Below are 15,693 nucleotides of genomic sequence, written 5' to 3'. Positions count from 1 at the left end.
TCAGGCCTCCGTGGGGGCGAGGCGCTCAAGCTCCGCCTCGGTGGACTTCAGCAGGTCGTTCCAGGACGCCTCGAACTTCTCGACGCCTTCGTCCTCCAGCAGCTGCACCACATCGTCGTACGAGATGCCCAGCTTCGCGACCGCGTCCAGCTCCGCGCGAGCCTGGTCGTAGGTGCCGCGGATGGTGTCACCGGCGACCACGCCGTGGTCGGCGGTGGCCTCCAGGGTGCCCTCCGGCATGGTGTTCACGGTGCCGGGGGCGACCAGGTCCACCACGTACAGGGTGTCCTTGTACGCCGGGTCCTTGACGCCGGTCGAGGCCCACAGCGGACGCTGCTTGTTGGCCTGCGCCTTGTCCAGGGTCGCCCAGCGCTCGCCGGAGAACACTTCTTCGTACGCCTCGTAGGCCAGACGGGCGTTCGCGAGCGCCGCCTTGCCCTTGAGGGCCTTGGCCTCGTCGGTGCCGACGGCGTCCAGGCGCTTGTCGATCTCCGAGTCCACGCGGGACACGAAGAAGGAGGCGACCGAGTGGATCTTGGAGAGGTCCAGGCCGGCGGCCTTCGCCTTCTCCAGACCCGCCAGGTACGCGTCCATGACCTCGCGGTAGCGCTCCAGCGAGAAGATCAGCGTGACGTTGACGCTGATGCCCTTGCCGATGACCTCGGTGATCGCCGGCAGGCCGGCCTTGGTCGCCGGGATCTTGATGAGCGTGTTGGGGCGGTCCACCAGCCAGGCGAGCTGCTTGGCCTCGGCGATGGTCGCCGTGGTCTCGTGCGCCAGACGGGGGTCGACCTCGATCGAGACCCGGCCGTCCTGGCCCTCGGTGGAGTCGTAGACGGGGCGCAGGATGTCGGCGGCGTCGCGGACGTCCGCCGTGGTGATCATGCGGATCGCCTCGTCGACGGTGACCTTGCGGGCGGCGAGGTCGGCGAGCTGCTGCTCGTAGCCGTCACCGCTGCTGATCGCCTTCTGGAAGATCGACGGGTTGGTGGTGACACCGACCACGTGGCTCTGGTCGATGAGCTCGGCCAGGTTGCCGGACGTGATGCGCTTGCGGGACAGGTCGTCCAGCCAGATCGCCACGCCCTCGTCGGAGAGGCGCTTGAGTGCGTCTGTCATGGGAATTGCATCTCCTACTTGTCTTGTTACGGGCGTCAGCGCGCGGCGGCGGCGAGCGATTCCCGGGCGGCCGCGGTGACGGCCTCCGGGGTGAAGCCGAACTCGCGGAACAGCACCTTCGCGTCGGCCGAGGCACCGAAGTGCTCCAGCGAGACGATCCGGCCGGCGTCGCCCACATAACGGTGCCAGGTCAGGCCGATGCCCGCCTCGACGGCGACGCGCGCCTTCACCGACGGCGGCAGGACGCTGTCCTTGTACTCCTGGTCCTGCTCCTCGAACCACTCGACGCACGGCATCGAGACCACGCGGGCCGGGACGCCCTCGGCCTGGAGCGCCTCGCGCGCGGCGACGGCGAGCTGGACCTCGGAACCGGTGCCGATGAGGACGACCTCGGCCGGGACGGCCTCGCCCTCGGGACCCGTCGCGTCGAAGAGGACGTACCCGCCCTTGGCGGCGTCCTCGTCGCGGTCGTAGGTCGGCACGCCCTGGCGGGTCAGCGCCAGGCCGTGCGGGGCGCCCTTGCCGAACACCTTGGTGTGGCGGCGCAGGATCTCGCGCCAGGCGATGGCGGTCTCGTTCGCGTCGGCCGGGCGGACCACGTTCAGGCCCGGGATGGCGCGCAGCGCGGCGACGTGCTCGACCGGCTGGTGCGTCGGGCCGTCCTCGCCGAGGCCGATGGAGTCGTGCGTCCACACGTACGTCACCGGCAGGTGCATCAGCGCGGACAGGCGCACGGCGTTGCGCATGTAGTCGGAGAACACCAGGAAGGTGCCGCCGTAGATGCGGGTGTGGCCGTGCAGCGCGATGCCGTTCATGGCCGCGGCCATGGCGTGCTCGCGGATGCCGAAGTGGATGGTGCGGCCGTACGGGTCGGCCTCCGGCAGCGGGTTGCCCTTCGGCAGGAACGAGGAGTTCTTGTCGATGGTCGTGTTGTTGGAGCCGGCGAGGTCGGCCGAGCCGCCCCACAGCTCCGGGATGACCGCGCCGAGCGCTTCGAGCACCTTGCCGGAGGCGGCGCGGGTGGCGACGCCCTTGCCGGTCTCGAAGGCGGGGATCCGCTCTTCCCAGCCCGCGGGCAGCTCGTTCGCCTGGATGCGGTCGAACTCGGCGGCGCGCTCCGGGTTGGCGGTGCGCCAGGCGGAGAAGTCCTTCTCCCAGGCGGCCTTGGCCTCGCGGCCGCGGTCCAGCGCCTTGCGGGTGTGCGCGATGACCGCGTCCGACACCTCGAAGGTCTGTTCCGGGTCGAAGCCGAGGACGACCTTGGTGGCCGCGATCTCATCGTTGCCGAGGGCCGAGCCGTGCGAGGCCTCGGTGCCCTGCGCGTGCGGCGCGGGCCAGGCGATGATCGAGCGGGCGGCGATGAAGGACGGACGCCCGGTCTCGGCCTTGGCGGCCTCCAGCGCGGCGTACAGGGCCTTCGGGTCGAGGTCGCCGTTCGCCTGCTGGGCGACGCGCTGGACGTGCCAGCCGTACGCCTCGAAGCGCGCGATGGTGTCCTCGGAGACGGCCGTCTCGGTGTCGCCCTCGATGGAGATGTGGTTGTCGTCCCACAGCAGCACGAGGTTGCCGAGCTTCTGGTGGCCGGCCAGCGAGGACGCCTCCGCGGAGATGCCCTCCTGCAGGCAGCCGTCGCCCGCGATCGCGTAGACCATGTGGTCGAACGGGGAGGTGCCCGGGGCGGCCTCCGGGTCGAACAGGCCGCGCTCGTAGCGGGCGGCCATCGCCATGCCCACCGCGTTCGCCACGCCCTGGCCCAGCGGGCCGGTCGTGGTCTCGACGCCCGCCGTGTGCCCGTACTCGGGGTGACCGGGGGTCTTCGAACCCCAGGTGCGGAACGCCTTGAGGTCGTCCAGCTCCAGGCCGAAACCGGCCAGGTAGAGCTGGGTGTAAAGGGTGAGGGACGAGTGCCCCGCGGAGAGCACGAAACGGTCCCGGCCGACCCATTCGGGGTCCGACGGGTCGTGCCGCATCACCTTCTGGAAGAGGGTGTACGCGGCGGGGGCCAGGCTCATGGCCGTACCGGGGTGGCCGTTCCCGACCTTCTGCACCGCGTCAGCGGCGAGAATGCGGGCCGTGTCAACGGCGCGCTGGTCCAGTTCGGTCCACTCGAGCTCTGTGGTCGTCGGCTTGGTGCTCACCGTGGGTCAGGGCTCCTCTCCACATGTCGAATCCCGGTGACGTACCGTGCACCGGCGCGATTCCGAGCCTACCCCCGGCGGGGCGTGCAGCTATTCGAGTGCCTCCACACCGTCACCACCTTGCCACGTCAGGTTCAGCGCGCCGGTGCCGATCGGCCCAACACGGGGCGACCCCCGCGCGGGGCGACGTAAGGGCAACGTCTACAGTGGCGTGGTACGCGCAAGTCTTTACCGGGCCCTCATGTCCGGAGCTTGCTGGGAGTCTCTGTCAGGGGTGTGCGTGACGGCCGTCGAATCCCGTCCAGCGGGGGTGCTCGGTACCCCTTCCGGTCACCGGCCGTTCGGGGCCCGGGCCATGGCCTTCGTGGCGCTGACGAAGCCGCGGATCATCGAGCTGCTGCTCATCACGACCGTGCCGGTGATGTTCCTCGCCGAGCAGGGCGTTCCGTCGATGTGGCTGGTCCTCGTGACCTGCTTCGGCGGCTACCTGTCCGCGGGCGGCGCGAACGCGCTGAACATGTACATCGACCGCGACATCGACGCGTTGATGGACCGGACCTCGCAGCGGCCGCTGGTCACCGGAATGGTCAGTCCGCGGGAATGCCTGGTCTTCGGCATCTCGCTCGGGGTGATCTCCACCCTCTTCTTCGGCCTGCTGGTCAACTGGCTGTCCGCCGCGCTCTCGCTCGGCGCGCTCCTCTTCTACGTCGTGGTCTACACGATGCTGCTGAAGCGGCGCACCTCGCAGAACATCGTGTGGGGCGGCATCGCGGGCTGCATGCCGGTGCTCATCGGCTGGTCGGCGGTCAAGGACGAGGTGTCCTGGGCCGCGGTCATCCTCTTCCTCGTCATCTTCTTCTGGACGCCGCCGCACTACTGGCCGCTGTCCATGAAGGTGAAGGACGACTACGCGCGGGTCGGCGTGCCGATGCTGCCGGTGGTCGCGGGCAACCGGGTCGTGGCGCGCCAGATCGTCCTCTACAGCTGGGTGATGGTGGCGGTCTCGCTGCTGCTGACCCCGCTGGGCTACACCGGGTGGTTCTACACCGCGGTGGCGCTGGTGGCCGGTGGCTGGTGGCTGTGGGAGGCGCACGCGCTGCACGCCCGGGCCAAGTCCGGGGTGACGGGCGCGAAGCTCAAGGAGATGCGGCTGTTCCACTGGTCGATCACCTACGTGTCGCTGCTGTTCGTGGCCGTGGCCGTGGATCCCTTCCTCCGCTGATTACTCACCGGTAGCATGCCGTCCATGGCAGACACCGCAGCAGTCACTCCCGACAAGAAGCAGGACCGCACCGCGGCGAAGCTGGCCAAGCAGATCGACGCCTTCGCCAAGTTGCACGGCGGCGCCGAGGGCCAGCTCGCCCACATCGGCCAGGCGGGCACCCGCATCGTGCTCGTCGGCGCCGACGGCGGCTGGGGCGACCTGGTGGCCCCCGCGTACGAGGTCGCGCAGCTCGCGGCCGAGAAGGCGGGGCTGACGCTCCAGGACGCCTTCGACGGCGAGATGGCGGCGCGGGTGCGGACCGGGCCGTACGAGTGGACCCGGATGGCCGGCATCCAACTGGGCGGCCCCGCGAACCCCGTCGCTGCCGCTGAGCCGGTGGCCGTGGCCGAGCCGGAGGCCGCGAAGCCCGAGGCCGCCCCCGCAGCCCCGCCGAAGCCGGCTCCCACCGCCGCGAAGGCCGCGCCCGCCGCCGAGGCGAAGGCCGCCCCCGCGCCTGCCGCAAAGGCTGCGCCCGCCGCCGAGGCGAAGGTCGAGCCTGCCGAGGTTGCCGCGAAGCCGGCGCCCGTGGTCGAGCCGAAGCCGGCTCCCCTGGCCGAGAAGGCCGCGCCCGCCGCCGCCGCGCCGAAGGCTGCGCCCGCCGCCGAGGCGAAGGCTGCGCCTGCCGTGGAGGCGAAGGCCGAGCCCGAGGCTCCGAAGGCCGCTGCCGCAGCGAAGGCCGAGCCGGTGGCTCCGAGTGCGGCTGCCGCCGCTGAGGCCGAGGACGCTCCCGCTGCCGAGGTGAAGGCCGCCCCCGCCCCCGCCCCCGCCCCCGCGCCTGCGGCGAAGGCTGAGCCCGAGGCCCCGAAGACGGCTGCTGCCGCTGGGGCGAAGGCCGCGCCGACTGCTGAGGCCGAGGCCGCTCCTGCCGTGGAGACGAAGGCTGAGCCCGCTGCCGAGGCTCCGGAGGCCGCTCCCGCTGCCGAGGCGAAGGCCGAGCCCGCGGCTCCGAAGCCCGCTGCCGCCGCTGAGGCGAAGGCCGCGGAGGGCAAGGCCGAGCCCGCTGCCGAGGCGAAGGCCGAGCCCGAGGCCGCGGAGGCCAAGGCCGAGCCCGACGCAGAGGAGGAGGCTCCGGAGGCCGAGGGGATCAAGGCCTCCGAATAGGTCCGGCGGGGCGGGGGTGCGGGCCGGGCCCGCCGCGAGGCGACCGGCTCGGTCAACAGCGCGAGCAACACCTCACACCCCGCTCACCCGTTAGGACGTGTGGAAGCGCACCCGCACGTTCGCCCACGTCCGCAACGGGATGACCGGATGATCGAAACGCCGCCCCTGGTGGACCAGTACTGCCAGGGAGTGCTCCGCACGGAGCTGGGCCTCGGCACCTTCGAGGCCCGCCTCGGCGGGTCGGTGGGACCGGCAGCCGCCGGGACCACCTTCTTCGACACCCAGGCCGGCTTCGCCGTGCGCCGCTGGTGTCCGCCGCTGCTCGGGCTGGAAGCCCACTGCCCGCCCGCCCATTACCTGGCCCGCCGCCGCGAACTGGGCGTCCTGGAGGCGGGGCGGCTGCTGCTGCGGGGCGCCGGAACCGCCACCTTCCTCGTCGACACCGGGGCGTCGGGCGACCTGACGGGTCCCAAGGAGCTCGCGCTCGCCGCGGACGCGGAGGCCCACGAGATCGTCCGGCTGGAGTTACTGGCCGAGCACGTCGCCGACACCTCCGGCACCGCCGAGGGCTTCCTCGCCAATCTCGCCGAGGCCTTCCAGCACGCGGCCGCCGGAGCCCTCGCCTTCACCGCGGGGACCGGTCCGGGCGCCGGTCACGGCGCCGCCCTGGCCTTCGCGCCCGAGCCGCCCGGCCCCGACGAGGTGCGCGGCGCGGCGGCGCGGTGGTTGGCCCGGCGGGTCAAGGGCGGGCCGGTCCGGGACCCCGTACTCGTCCGGCACCTGCTGTGGAGCGCGGTCGGCTCGGGGCTGCCGCTCCAGCTGCACGCCGGCGCGGGGGATCCGCGCGAACGCCTCGACCGCGGCGATCCGGCCCTGCTGACGGACTTCGTCCGGGCGACGGCGGGTCTGGGCACCGACCTGGTGCTGCTGCACGGGTACCCGTACCACCGGCACGCCGCGCACCTGGCGGCCGCCTTCCCGCACGTCTACGCCGACCTCGGTCCGGCCCTCGCCCGCACCGGGGCGGGCGCCGACGCGGTGCTGGCGGAACTGCTGGAGACGGCGCCGTTCGGCAAGCTGCTCTACTCCAGCGGCGGCCGCGAACTGCCCGAACTGCACGTGGTCGCGGCCCGGGTGTTCCGGGAGGCGCTCGGTCGGGTGCTGGGCGGCTGGGTCGCCGACGGCTCCTGGTCCTGGCGGGACGCCGAGCGGGTGGCGGCCCTGCTCGCGGCGGGCAACGCCCGCCGCGTCTACCGCTTGGACCGGCGCTGAATCAGACCGACGCCGGGAGCGCCGATTCCTGGGCCGGGATCTCCGCCCGCGCCTCGGGGCGTTCGCGCAGGCTGAGCGCCACCCGCAGGACGGCGATCCACACGAGGCACGAGCCGAGCATGTGGACGGCGACCAGCACCTCGGGCACCTTGGTGAAGAACTGGACGTAGCCGACGGCCCCCTGGGCGAGCAGCACGACCAGCAGTTCGCGGGCGCGCGCCCGGGTGTCGTCCGGCGCGTCCACCACGCGCAGCACCAGCCACATCGCGACGGCCAGCGCGCACACCAGCCAGGCCGCGATGGCGTGCACGTGCGCGGTGGTGGTCCAGTCGAACGGCATCCGCTTGATGTCGCTGCTGTCACCGGCGTGCGGGCCGGAACCGGTGACGACGGTGCCCGCCGCGATCAGCACCAGGGTCGCCGCGAGCATCGCCCACGACAGCTTGCGCACCGGCGCGGGAACGCGCGGCCGGGGCGCGGTGTCGCCCTCGCGGGTGCGCTGCCAGGTGAGGGTGGTGACCGTGATGAGCGAGGTGGCGAGCAGGAAGTGGCCCGCCACGCTGTAGGGGTTGAGGCCCGTCATCACGGTGATGCCGCCGAGCACGGCGTTCGCCATGACGATGACGAACTGCGTCCACCCGAGCTTCGTCAGCGTCCGGCGCCACGGCACGGCCGAGCGGGCCGCGACGATGCCCCAGCCGACCGCCGCGCACAGGACGTACGTCAGCATGCGGTTGCCGAACTCGATGGCGCCGTGGAAGCCCTGGGCCGGCGTCGCGAACAGGCTGTCGTCGGTGCACTTGGGCCAGGTGTCGCAGCCCAGGCCGGAGCCGGTCAGCCGGACGGCGCCGCCGGTGACGACGATGACCACACTCATCACGAGTGCGGCGAGCGCGGCCCGCTGGACCGTGCGCGGCGACGGCGTCCAGCGGCTGGCGATGTAAGCGAGGGGGGAGAACACGCCCCCTATCGTAGGCGGCGCCTTGTGCAAACTTTCACGAGGGGGTGCCGTCAGGTGTGTCAGGCGCGTCACTTGGAGTCTCGGGGGCGATCATCAGCCGGAACCGGGCGCCCGCCGGGTCCCCTTCCTCCTGCCACCACACCCGGATCCGCCAATGCGCGCCGGGGCCGGGGTAGTCCGGGGATTCGGTGAAGCCGCGGAAGAGGTCGTTCGCCACCTCCTCCGCCGTCCTGTTCGTCACTTCTGCGGCGTTGTGCCAGGGATGTCCCTGTACGTTCCACAGCCCGTCAGGACCTCGGACGTCGAACCGCCACACCGCGAGCCAGGGGAGGGAGCCGAGCGTCTCGGCCACCCGGTCGCCGTCGAGGCGCAGCCCGGCCGCGATCCGCTCCGGCTCCACGCCCTGGATCCGGGCGGCCACCACGGCCTGGGGGAGCAGCCGTTCGGGCAGCAACCCGTCCGCGCGCAGACCCACCAGGGACTCGAAATCGAGGAAGCGCAGCCGCAGTTCCAGCTGGCGCTCGATGTGCGCCAGCGCGTCCTCGGCCTCCTGGGCCTCCGCCGGGCCCGGGCCGACCTGGAGCAGCCGCCGGAAGTCCCGCTCGGCGTCCACCGCCCAGGCCACCGAGTCCTCGGCCAGCCCCAGCTCGGCGAGCCGGTCCCCGAGGAACACCTTGGCCTGGGCCAGGCCGCGCTGGTTGACCGGATCGTGCGGGTCCAACCCCGCCAGCACGTCCACCGCCGAGCGGGTCACGTCCAGGGCCCGCTCGCCGGCGGCCCGTTCCATCGGGCTCGGGCCCTCCTCGGCCGCGGCGCCCAGCGGGTGCCGCGGCAGCCGGTCCGCGTCGCTCAGCGGCCAGGCCAGCCAGACCCCCTGGTTGATCAGACCCCGGGCGTACCAGCGGGCGTACTCCGGGTCGTGCCCGGCGGCCTGCTGCGCGTGTCGCAGCCCCTCCTCCAGGGCCGACAGCGCCCCGGCCCGGTCCCCGTCCGCGAAGCGGCGCCCCGCCAGGTCGCCCAGGCGCAGGCCGAGCCGGGCCGCGCACTCGGGGTCGCTGCGCGCGGGCTCCCGCAGCGCGGAGATCAGCTCGCCCAGCAGGCGCTCGCGCTCACCCGGCTCCGCGTGCGCGGCGCCCGAACGGATCCGGGACCACTGTTCGTCGAGCCGCAGTGCGGCCTCTCGCTGCGCCATGCCCGCCCCCCCCGGCTTCGTGTCGTGTGGAGGCGTCCATCCTTGCGGGAAGGCCGTGGCGGGGGGAAGGTCTTCTCTGCCGGCGCAACAGGAACCGGTCACTCCCGGACGGCCCCCGCTCCGCCTACTCCCAGCGGAAGAACCGCGCCGCGGCGCCCAGACCGAGCGCCGCCCAGGCCGCCAGCACGGCCGCGTCGCCCCACGGCAACGACGCGCCCTCCTGGAGCACCGCCCGCAGTCCGTGGGACAGGGCGGTGATCGGCAGCAGTTCGAGGACCGTGCGCACCGCCTCCGGGAACTTCTCCATCGGCACGATCACCCCGCCGCCGACCAGCAGCAGCAGGAACACCAGGTTCGCGGCGGCCAGCGTCACCTCGGCCTTGAGCGTGCCCGCCATCAGCAGCCCGAGCCCGGAGAAGGCGGCGGTGCCGAGCAGGACCAGTGCGGCCACCGACAGCGGGTCGCCGTGCGGGGACCAGCCGAGCCCGAGGGCGATCACCGACAGCAGGGCGATCTGGAGCACCTCGGTGACCAGGACCGACAGGGTCTTGGCGGCCAGCAGGGCCCAGCGCGGCAGCGGCGAGGCCCCCAGCCGCTTGAGGACCCCGTAGCGGCGGTCGAAGCCGGTGGCGATGGCCTGGCCGGTGAAGGCCGTGGACAGCACCGCGAGGGCCAGGATGCCGGGGGCGAGGAAGTCCACGGACCGCTGGGCGCCCGTGTCGACGATGTCCACGGCCGAGAACAGCACCAGAAGCAGCGCCGGGATGATCACGGTGAGCAGCAGCTGCTCGCCGTTGCGCAGCAGCATCCGGGTCTCCAGCGCGGTCTGCGCGAAGATCATGCGGGACACGGGCGCGGCCCCCGGCCCGGGGGTGAACGTACCGGCGCTCATGCGCGCAGCTCCTTGCCCGTGAGTTCCAGGAAGACGTCTTCGAGCGTGTGCCGCTCGACCGTGAGGCTGTCCGGCATGACCCCGTGCTGGGCGCACCAGGAGGCGACCGTGGCCAGCAGCTGCGGGTCGATGTCGCCGGTGAGGCGGTAGACGCCGGAGGTGGTCTCGGCGGCCTGGGTGCCGTCGGGCAGCGCCTTGAGGAGCGAGGCGAGGTCGAGCGCGGGGCGGCCGGTGAAGCGCAGCGTGTTCTCGGCGCCGCCGCGGCACAGCTGCTCGGGGCTGCCGTGCACGATGACGCGGCCCGCGTCGACGATGGCGACCTCGTCGGCGAGCTGCTCGGCCTCGTCCATGTGGTGGGTGGTGAGCACGACGGTGACCCCGTCGGCGCGCAGTTCCCGTACGAGGTCCCAGGTGGCGCGGCGGGCCTGGGGGTCCAGGCCGGCGGTCGGCTCGTCCAGGAAGACCAGTTCGGGGCGGCCGACGACGGCCATGGCGAGGGACAGGCGCTGCTGCTGGCCGCCGGAGAGGCGGCGGTAGGCGGTGCGGCCGCAGTCGCCGAGCCCGAGCCGTTCCACCAGCATGCCGACGTCGAGGGGGTCGGCGTACAGCGCGGCCATGTGCCGCAGCATCTCGACGGCGCGGGCGCCGGAGTAGATCCCGCCGGACTGGAGCATCACGCCGATCCGCGGGCGCAGGGCCGGGGCGTCGGCGACGGGGTCCAGGCCGAGGACGCGGACGGTTCCGGCGTCGGGGCGGTGGTAGCCCTCGCAGATTTCCACAGTGGTCGTCTTGCCCGCGCCGTTGGGACCTAGGACCGCGGTGACCGAGGCCCTAGGGACGGTGAGGTCGAGGCCGTCCACCGCCGTTTTGGGGCCGTACCGCTTCACCAGTCCGCGGATCTCCACGGCGGGGTCGTTGCTCATGCGGGTGAGTCTACGGAGGCGGCCCGGGGGTCCTAGGTCCCGGGTCCACCGGGTCGCGGGTCCGCCCATTCATGACTTTTTCATACCGAACGGAGCACCGGGGAGGACCTAACTTCGAAAGGTGAACAGCATCGCGCAGAACGTCGAAGCCACCTCGGGGCAGGCCGAGCACAAGGCGCACGATCTCGGGCACCCGACGCGCTATTTCGTTTCGGCGATGCTCGCCGGCGCCTACATCGGGATCGGCGAGATCCTGCTCCTGGTCGCGATCTCACCCTTCGTGGCCAAGGGGTCGGCGGCCGTGAAACTGCTGGAGGGCGCGGTCTTCCCGATCGCGCTGACCATCGTGATGTTCGCCGGCGCCCAGCTCTTCACCAGCAACGTGATGGTCATGCTGGTCGGCGCGCTGTCCGGCCGCACCGGGGTGAAGGACCTGCTCGCCTCCTGGGCGCTCTCGCTGAGCGGCAACCTGGTGGGGGCCTTCGGCTTCGGCGCCATGGTGCACGCCTCGGGCGTGACCTCCTCGCCCTCGGCGCGGGCCATGCTCACCGAGATGGTGCACGGGAAGATGGCGCTCAGCGGCGGTCAGCTCTTCTGGCGCGCGGTGCTCTGCAACATGCTGGTCTGCCTGGCGATCTGGATGTTCACCCGGGCGCGCGGGGACGCGGCGAAGATTTTCGTCCTGTGGCTGCCCGTGGCGGTGTTCGTGGCGGTCGGATTCGAACACTGCGTGGCGAACATGGCGGTCTTCAGCCTGGCGATCCTGGACGGGCGGGCCGGATTCGGTGACCTCCTGCGCAATCTGATGTTCACCGTGCCGGGAAACATCGTCGGCGGAGGCTTGCTGGTGGGGGCCGTGTACTGGTTCACCGGAGGGTCGCGCCGGGATTGCGGAATAGTTGCTTCCAGTTGATCGGCGTCACGCTGCGTCGACAGATTAGGTAACCCTTAGTGATGGAGGCCACCACTGGTGGCCTCCATCACGGCTTGTCGCCCCCCGGGCATTTACGCAACAATGGCGTTGTGAAATACGGCGAACGGCTGACCGAGACCCCCCCGGGGGAACTCGCGACCGGAGAGCGGTCCACCCGCAACCGGGTCGCGCGGTCGATCCTGGACCACGGTCCGTCGACCGTCGCCGACCTGGCCCAGCGGCTCGGCCTCACCCAGGCCGCCGTCCGGCGCCACCTCGACGCGCTCCTCGCGGACGACGTGGTCGCCGCCCGGGAACAGCGGGTGTACGGCGCCCGCACCCGGGGCCGGCCCGCCAAGGTCTTCGCGCTCACCGACTGCGGCCGGGACGCCTTCGACCAGTCCTACGACGCCCTCGCCACCGAGGCCCTGCGCTGGATCGCGCGGGCCGCCGGCGGCGGGGAGCAGGGCGAAGCGGCGGTCGCCGCCTTCGCCCGGGCGAGGATGGACGCGCCGGCGCGGGCCTATCGCGAAGCGGTCGACGCGGCGGACCCCGCGGACCGCACCGAGGCCCTTGCCAGGGCGTTGACCGCGGACGGGTACGCTGCCACGGCGAAGAGCGCCCCGGGACCGCACAGTGGAGAGCAGCTCTGCCAGCACCACTGCCCGGTCGCCCACGTGGCCGAGCAGTTCCCGCAGCTGTGCGAGGCGGAGACCGAGGTCTTCTCCCGCCTGCTCGGGACGCACGTGCAGCGGCTCGCCACCATCGCCCACGGCGACGGGGTGTGCACCACCTTCATCCCGCGCGGCACCGGGCCGGGCGCGCACGCCCCACAGACCGACACATCTGCATCAACTTCTGTACGCACCGCCGGGAGGAACCCCGCATGACCACGGAGATCGCTCACCCTGAGCTGGATGGCCTGGGCACCTACGAATACGGTTGGGCCGACTCCGACACGGCCGGTGCCACGGCCAAGCGGGGTCTGTCCGAGGAGGTCGTCCGCGACATCTCGGCGAAGAAGTCCGAGCCGGAGTGGATGCTGAAGCTCCGCCTCAAGGGCCTCAAGCTCTTCGGCAAGAAGCCCATGCCGAACTGGGGCTCCGACCTCTCCGGCATCGACTTCGACAACATCAAGTACTTCGTGCGTTCGACCGAGAAGCAGGCCGCTTCCTGGGAGGACCTGCCCGAGGACATCAAGAACACGTACGACAGGCTCGGCATCCCGGAGGCGGAGAAGCAGCGCCTCGTCGCCGGTGTCGCGGCCCAGTACGAGTCCGAGGTCGTCTACCACCAGATCCGTGAGGACCTGGAGGAGCAGGGCGTGATCTTCCTCGACACGGACACCGCGCTCAAGGAGCACCCGGAGCTCTTCCAGGAGTACTTCGGCACGGTCATCCCGGTCGGCGACAACAAGTTCGCGTCGCTGAACACCGCCGTGTGGTCGGGCGGCTCGTTCATCTACGTCCCCAAGGGCGTCAAGGTCGACATCCCGCTCCAGGCCTACTTCCGTATCAACACGGAGAACATGGGCCAGTTCGAGCGGACGCTGATCATCGTGGACGAGGACGCCTACGTCCACTACGTCGAGGGCTGCACCGCCCCGATCTACTCCTCGGACTCGCTGCACAGCGCCGTGGTCGAGATCATCGTGAAGAAGGGCGGCCGCTGCCGCTACACGACGATCCAGAACTGGTCGAACAACGTCTACAACCTGGTCACCAAGCGCGCCGTGGCGTACGAGGGCGCGACCATGGAGTGGATCGACGGCAACATCGGTTCCAAGGTCACCATGAAGTACCCGGCCGTCTACCTGATGGGGGAGCACGCCAAGGGCGAGACCCTCTCCATCGCCTTCGCGGGCGAGGGCCAGCACCAGGACGCCGGCTCCAAGATGGTCCACATGGCGCCGAACACCTCCTCGAACATCGTCTCCAAGTCGGTGGCCCGCGGTGGCGGCCGCACCTCGTACCGCGGTCTGGTCGAGATCGGCGAGGGCGCGCACGGCTCCAAGTCGAACGTGCTCTGTGACGCCCTGCTGGTCGACACGATCTCCCGCTCGGACACGTACCCGTACGTGGACGTCCGCGAGGACGACGTCTCCATGGGCCACGAGGCCACCGTCTCCAAGGTCTCCGACGACCAGCTCTTCTACCTGATGAGCCGCGGTCTGACCGAGTTCGAGGCGATGGCGATGATCGTGCGCGGCTTCGTCGAGCCGATCGCGCGCGAGCTGCCGATGGAGTACGCGCTGGAGCTGAACCGGCTGATCGAGCTGCAGATGGAGGGTTCGGTCGGCTAGTCCGACCCACCCGCCCCGCAGCGCAGATCCCTTTGACGCACGACGCAGGAAGAGAGCAAGACGACAGCCATGGCAGAGGCTCAGAGCGCCCCCAAGGACCTGACGGTCCAGGGCGGAACCCCCGCGGTGGGCTCCACCACCGCCGGCGCGATCGCGGTGGCCGCCGAGTCCACCGTCGCCACCCGGATGAGCGCGCCCCCGTCCTTCGACGTGGCGGACTTCCCCGTGCCGCACGGCCGTGAGGAAGAGTGGCGCTTCACCCCGCTGGCCCGCCTGCGTGGTCTCCACGACGGCACCGCGGTCGCCAACGGCACCATGAAGGCGCAGATCGACGCGCCCGAGGGCGTCACCATCGAGTCGGTGGACCGCGACGACGCCCGCGTCGGCAAGGCCGGTACGCCGGTCGACCGCGTCGCGGCCCAGGCGTTCTCGTCGTTCGCCAAGGCCACGGTCGTCACCGTGCCCAAGGAGCAGGTGCTCACCGAGCCGGTGCGCGTCTCGCTGCACGGCGAGGGCGGCACCACCTTCGGCCACACGGTCTTCGACGTGCAGGCCTTCGCCGAAGCGATCATCGTCATCGACCACACCGGTGACGGCGTCCGCGCCGCCAACGTCGACTTCCTGGTCGGCGACGGCGCCAAGCTCACCGTGGTCTCGGTCCAGGACTGGGACGACACCGCCGTCCACTGCTCCCAGCACAACGCGCTGATCGGCCGTGACGCGAGCTTCAAGTCGATCGTGATCACCTTCGGCGGCGACCTCGTCCGACTGCACCCGCGCGTGCACTACGCCGGTCCCGGCGGCGAGGCCGAGCTCCTCGGCCTGTACTTCACCGACAAGGGCCAGCACCAGGAGCACCGCCTCCTGGTCGACCACGTCGCCCCGCACTGCAAGTCCCACGTGGTCTACAAGGGCGCGCTGCAGGGCCAGGACGCGCACGCGGTGTGGATCGGTGACGTCCTCATCGAGAAGACCGCCGAGGGCACCGACACCTACGAGATGAACCGCAACCTCGTCCTCACGGACGGCGCGCGGGTCGACTCGGTGCCGAACCTGGAGATCGAGACCGGCGAGATCGTCGGCGCCGGCCACGCCTCCGCGACCGGCCGCTTCGACGACGAGCAGCTCTTCTACCTCCAGTCCCGCGGCATCCCGGCCGACGAGGCCCGCCGCCTGGTCGTGCGCGGCTTCTTCGCCGAGCTGGTCCAGCAGATCGGTGTCGACGACATCGAGGAGCGCCTGCTGGCGAAGATCGACCTCGAACTGCAGGCGTCGGTCTGATGACCTTCGTCAAGGCCTGCGCGCTGAGCGAGCTGGAGACGGACACCCCCAAGCGGGTGGAACTCGACGGCACGCCGGTGTCCGTCGTCCTCACCGAGGGGGAGGTGTTCGCGATCAACGACATCTGCTCGCACGCGAACGTGTCCCTCTCGGAGGGCGAGGTCGACGACTGCATGATCGAGTGCTGGCTGCACGGCTCGGCGTTCGACCTGCGGACCGGCAAGCCGTCCGGTCTGCCGGCCACGCGGCCCGTACCCGTTTACCCCGTAAAGATCGAAGGGGGCAACGTCCTTGTCGACGTACGCGCCTCCCTCACCCAGGAGTCCTGAGGTATC

At 71.5% G+C, this 15,693-nt stretch carries 13 protein-coding genes and 1 pseudogene; 8 read left to right on the top strand and 6 right to left on the bottom strand.

Translation table 11 applies throughout. From position 1 onward, the window contains the following. Together tal and tkt are read right to left on the bottom strand one after the other, a co-directional pair. Positions 1 to 1,119 (bottom strand): transaldolase, encoded by a 1,119-nt coding sequence (gene tal, locus ACIQWR_RS27625; protein ID WP_404014775.1) that lies wholly within the window; start codon positions 1,117 to 1,119, stop codon positions 1 to 3. A 35-nt stretch (positions 1,120 to 1,154) separates the two neighbouring features. Continuing rightward, positions 1,155 to 3,257 (bottom strand): transketolase, encoded by a 2,103-nt coding sequence (gene tkt / locus ACIQWR_RS27620; RefSeq protein ID WP_404014773.1) that lies wholly within the window; start codon positions 3,255 to 3,257, stop codon positions 1,155 to 1,157. Between the two features lie 280 nt (positions 3,258 to 3,537). On the opposite strand from tkt, the gene ACIQWR_RS27615 reads away from it, so the two are divergent. The 3 genes and pseudogenes from ACIQWR_RS27615 (at position 3,538) to ACIQWR_RS27605 (ending at position 6,894) form a co-directional block, all read left to right on the top strand. Continuing rightward, positions 3,538 to 4,479: a heme o synthase gene (locus tag ACIQWR_RS27615; RefSeq protein ID WP_399259176.1), complete on the top strand. Its 942-nt coding sequence runs from the start codon at positions 3,538 to 3,540 to the stop codon at positions 4,477 to 4,479. Positions 4,480 to 4,503: 24 nt separating this feature from the next. After that, positions 4,504 to 4,839 (top strand): annotated as a pseudogene (locus ACIQWR_RS27610) (hypothetical protein); the annotation flags it as partial. 930 nt (positions 4,840 to 5,769) lie between these two features. Further along, entirely contained in the window at positions 5,770 to 6,894 is a 1,125-nt protein-coding gene (locus ACIQWR_RS27605; RefSeq protein ID WP_404014770.1) for an amidohydrolase family protein, read from the top strand. A gap of 1 nt (position 6,895) precedes the next feature. Here the strand turns inward: ACIQWR_RS27605 and ACIQWR_RS27600 are convergent, their stop codons facing one another. From ACIQWR_RS27600 to ACIQWR_RS27585, 4 genes are all read right to left on the bottom strand, one after another. Beyond that, entirely contained in the window at positions 6,896 to 7,885 is a 990-nt protein-coding gene (locus ACIQWR_RS27600; RefSeq protein WP_404014767.1) for a heme A synthase, read from the bottom strand. Positions 7,886 to 7,889: 4 nt separating this feature from the next. Further along, positions 7,890 to 9,047: a hypothetical protein gene (locus tag ACIQWR_RS27595; RefSeq protein WP_404014764.1), complete on the bottom strand. Its 1,158-nt coding sequence runs from the start codon at positions 9,045 to 9,047 to the stop codon at positions 7,890 to 7,892. A 124-nt stretch (positions 9,048 to 9,171) separates the two neighbouring features. Beyond that, on the bottom strand, positions 9,172 to 9,939 hold the full coding sequence (locus ACIQWR_RS27590; protein ID WP_404014761.1) for an ABC transporter permease: 768 nt from the start codon (positions 9,937 to 9,939) through the stop codon (positions 9,172 to 9,174). After that, positions 9,936 to 10,862, bottom strand: a complete 927-nt coding sequence (locus tag ACIQWR_RS27585; RefSeq protein WP_399259171.1) for an ABC transporter ATP-binding protein — start codon at positions 10,860 to 10,862, stop codon at positions 9,936 to 9,938. Before ACIQWR_RS27585 ends, ACIQWR_RS27590 begins: the two co-directional genes overlap by 4 nt. Before the next feature lie 121 nt (positions 10,863 to 10,983). Between ACIQWR_RS27585 and ACIQWR_RS27580 the strand changes: the two genes are divergently transcribed. The 5 genes from ACIQWR_RS27580 to ACIQWR_RS27560 all read left to right on the top strand — a co-directional run bounded on the left by ACIQWR_RS27580 (position 10,984) and on the right by ACIQWR_RS27560 (position 15,687). After that, a complete protein-coding gene (locus tag ACIQWR_RS27580) occupies positions 10,984 to 11,775 on the top strand; it encodes a formate/nitrite transporter family protein (RefSeq protein WP_404014757.1) in 792 nt (263 codons plus the stop codon). Between the two features lie 110 nt (positions 11,776 to 11,885). Continuing rightward, positions 11,886 to 12,665 carry a helix-turn-helix transcriptional regulator gene (locus tag ACIQWR_RS27575; protein WP_404014754.1) on the top strand — a complete coding sequence of 260 codons (780 nt, stop codon included), beginning with the start codon at positions 11,886 to 11,888 and terminating at the stop codon, positions 12,663 to 12,665. After that, positions 12,662 to 14,077 (top strand): Fe-S cluster assembly protein SufB, encoded by a 1,416-nt coding sequence (gene sufB, locus ACIQWR_RS27570; protein ID WP_399259168.1) that lies wholly within the window; start codon positions 12,662 to 12,664, stop codon positions 14,075 to 14,077. Before ACIQWR_RS27575 ends, sufB begins: the two co-directional genes overlap by 4 nt. Before the next feature lie 69 nt (positions 14,078 to 14,146). Beyond that, positions 14,147 to 15,358 carry a Fe-S cluster assembly protein SufD gene (gene sufD, locus ACIQWR_RS27565; RefSeq protein ID WP_399259167.1) on the top strand — a complete coding sequence of 404 codons (1,212 nt, stop codon included), beginning with the start codon at positions 14,147 to 14,149 and terminating at the stop codon, positions 15,356 to 15,358. Further along, complete coding sequence (locus ACIQWR_RS27560) at positions 15,358 to 15,687, top strand: non-heme iron oxygenase ferredoxin subunit (RefSeq protein WP_404014751.1); 330 nt, start codon at positions 15,358 to 15,360, stop codon at positions 15,685 to 15,687. Before sufD ends, ACIQWR_RS27560 begins: the two co-directional genes overlap by 1 nt. Positions 15,688 to 15,693 lie beyond the last annotated feature (6 nt).

Source organism: Streptomyces sp. NPDC098789 (genome assembly GCF_044759975.1).
In the GTDB taxonomy this organism is placed as follows: Bacteria; Actinomycetota; Actinomycetes; order Streptomycetales; family Streptomycetaceae; genus Streptomyces.
The sequence above is the reverse complement of the archived record's forward strand: the minus strand, read 5'-3'. Positions and strand labels throughout refer to the sequence as shown.